The organism is Streptomyces sp. SID10853 (assembly GCF_010548145.1).
Classification (GTDB): Bacteria; Actinomycetota; Actinomycetes; order Streptomycetales; family Streptomycetaceae; genus Streptomyces.
In genome coordinates this window covers 1-2,927 of record NZ_JAAGLN010000420.1, presented here as the reverse complement: position 1 = coordinate 2,927, position 2,927 = coordinate 1, and the positions used below count along the sequence as shown (strand labels likewise).

The following is a 2,927-nucleotide window of genomic DNA, read 5'->3' as shown; positions in this document are numbered from 1 at the left end:
CAGCCCCGGTCGCCCGGCTGCCCGTACCGCGCGTCCCGATGACGACGGTGGCGTACCGCTCCGCGCAGTCGGCCACCCGCGCGGACAGGCCGTCCGCGGTGACGGTCCGTACGGCCGCGGGCGCCTGCCGTTCGCTGGTCTCGAACAGCAGGTGCCCGCCCGGCGCCAGCCAGGGCAGCGCTACCGCGGTCACCCGCCGCAGTACGTCGAGACCGTCCGCGCCGCCGTCGAGCGCGACGCGTGCCTCGTGCACCCGGGCCTCGGCCGGCAGCAACTCGATCTCCTCCGTGGGCACATACGGCACATTGGCCAGCAGGATGTCGACGCGCCCGCGCAGCGAGCGCGGCAGCGGTGCGTAGAGGTCGCCCTCGTACACCCGGCCCCCGGCAGCGGCGACATTGCGCCGGGCGCAGCGCACCGCGGCCGGGTCGACATCGGTGGCGTGCAGTTCCGCCCCGTCCAGCGCGGCGGCGAGCGCGGCGCCCAGGGCACCCGAGCCGCAGCACAGGTCGACCACGACGGCCCCCGGCGGGGCGAGGGCGACGGCCTGCTCGACAAGGAACTCGGTGCGGCGCCGCGGTACGAAGACACCGGCGTCCACCATGACGCGCAGCCCGCAGAACTCGGCCCAGCCCAGCACGTGTTCGAGGGGGAGTCCCAGGGCGCGCCGGTCGGCCATGGCGGCCAGCTCGGCGGCGTCGCGGGCGGCGGAGACGAGCAGCTCCGCCTCGTCCTCGGCGAAGACACAGCCGGCGGCCCGGAGCCTGGCGACGACCGCGGGGAGCGGCAACGGCGACTGGGGTGACGGAGGTGACAGTGGTACGGGTGGGACCGGCATATGAGCCTTTCGGGATACCTGTGGGGCTCCCTCGGTCACCTGGGTCAGATGAACCGCACGGCCGTGAGGGGGAGCGCCCGGCCTGCTGCAGCGGTAATGGGGCTCACCTCCTCGGTACGGTCCACGGGCGTGGGGAGGCAACAGTACATGAGCGCACTGCCGCCTCCCCCGGCTCCTCGCCTTCCGTGGCCTACGACGTGGCGGCGGTGTCCAGGGCGAGCACACCCTTGGCCGGGACCGTCGCGGTGACCTTGCCGTCGTCGCCCACCGTCACCGTGTTGCCCGCGCAGTTGTCGGCGGACGCCTTGGCGACGTTGCAGTACGTGCCGCCGGGCAGTGACGTGGTGAACGTCTGCTGGAGGTCACCGTCCCCGTCGTTGAGCGCGACGAAGCCCTTGGCGCCGCGTCCGAACGCTATGGCGCTGCCCTGCGACCACCAGTCGGTCACCGCCGCGTCGCCGACGGCGTTGTGGAAACCGACCATCCCGGTGATCTCCGGGTCCGCGTGCATATTGGTCCAGCCGTCGGTGCCGCTCGGCGGGCCCGCGTCCGGGTCGCTCCACTCGTAGCCGGAGAAGACGTTCGGCGAACCGTAGGGGTGCGCCAGCATGAAGGCGTTGGCGAGCTTGTAGGTGTCGCCGTCCTTGTAGCTGAGCGTCGAGCCGTTGCGCTCGGTGTCCCAGTCGTCGACGAACGTGGTGGCCTGGTCACCGGGCAGCTTCCCGTCGGCGACGTTCTGCAGACCGCCGAGGTCGCCGCCCTGGAAGGCGCTCTTGATGTGGGTGCCGTAGCGGAATTCGTCGACGTCGCCGAGGCCCGTGTACTCCTCGGGCTGCACCGCCTCCCCGCTGCCGTAGATGACCTCCGAGACCCAGAAGCCCGGGTCGGCCATCTTGCTTTTGATGCCCTGCAGATCGGCGGCGGCCATGTGCTTCGCCGCGTCGACACGGAATCCGTCGACGCCCATCTTCCGCAGGCCGGTGAGGTAGTTGGCGATGGTGGTCCGGACGTAGTCGCTGCCGGTGTCGAGGTCGGCCAGGCCGACCAGTTCGCAGGTCTGGACGTTCTCGCGGTTGGTGTAGTCGGTGATGTCCTGGCGGCACGTGTGGAAGTCCGCGTCGCTGTAGGTGCCGGGGTAGTCGTACTTGCTGTACTGCGTGCCGCCGGTCCCGGTACCCGAGCCGGACGACATGTGGTTGATGACGGCGTCGGCGATCACCTTGACGCCGGCCGCGTGGCACGCGCTGACCATGGACTGGAACGCGTCCGCGTCCCCGAGCCGCCCGGCGATCCGGTAACTCACCGGCTGGTACGAGGTCCACCACTGGGGTCCCGCGATGTGCTCGGTGGCGGGCGACACCTCGACGTATCCGTAACCGGACGGGCCGAGCGAGTCCGTGCAGATCTTGCCGACGTCCGCGTACGGGCGCTCGAAGAGCGTCGCGGTGACGGTCCGGTCGCCGGGCGGCGCGGCTTGCGCGGACAGCGGGGTGAGGGCGAGCAGGCCGCCGGCGGCCATCACCCCGGCCATGGATACGCCGATCAGACGGTTGCGCATCGGTGTGGCTCCTTCGTCGTGGGGCAGAGCGGTGTCCCGGGCGGCCGGGTGCGGGTGACCGCCGTGGGGGAGACGGTGAGGAGCCTGCCGCTAAGGCATGAGCACTTCAAGAGTTTGCGCAAAAGTTTCCTGCAAGTTGCAGAAAACTCTTACCGAGTGGGGCGTCGACGGGGCGGGCGGCGGCCATGTGGGCTGCGGTCGGTCCCGGTCAGGTCCTAGCCGGCGGGCCGGCCGCTGAGCGGATGCCGCAGTACGCAGTCGCCGCAGAGGCTGCCGCCCGGGGCCCGGTAGTAGAGGCAGCAGCTGTTGCGCAGGAACGCGAAGCCCAGACCCTCCTCGACGATGAAGTCGCCGCTGCCCGCGAGGGGTTCGCCCGCCAGCACGGCGGCCGCCAGGGCGGTGGCCCGCGCCTCGGTGTCCGGCCGCCGGCCGGTCAGTACGCGCACCGCTCCGACCAGGGCGGACGCCGCGTTGCCCCGCAGCGTGTGCGGCGAGAGGCCGTACCGGGTCCGCAGGGCTGCGTCGAACGGT

At 71.7% G+C, this 2,927-nt stretch carries 3 protein-coding genes; all 3 read right to left on the bottom strand.

Going from position 1 to position 2,927, the window contains the following annotated elements; translation table 11 throughout:
- The coding region (locus G3I19_RS35780) for a putative protein N(5)-glutamine methyltransferase (RefSeq protein WP_164267848.1) at positions 1-838 on the bottom strand (838 nt) is incomplete at its 3' end.
- Between the two features lie 190 nt (positions 839-1,028).
- Entirely contained in the window at positions 1,029-2,396 is a 1,368-nt protein-coding gene (locus tag G3I19_RS35775; protein ID WP_164267847.1) for an alpha-amylase family protein, read from the bottom strand.
- A gap of 215 nt (positions 2,397-2,611) precedes the next feature.
- On the bottom strand, positions 2,612-2,927 hold a 316-nt coding region (locus G3I19_RS35770; RefSeq protein ID WP_164267846.1), incomplete at its 5' end, for a (2Fe-2S)-binding protein.

What these genes read in the sequence shown, in the direction of transcription:
- G3I19_RS35775 (WP_164267847.1), bottom strand. Translation starts at nt 2,396, where the DNA reads ATGCGCAACCGTCTGATCGGCGTATCCATGGCCGGGGTGATGGCCGCC.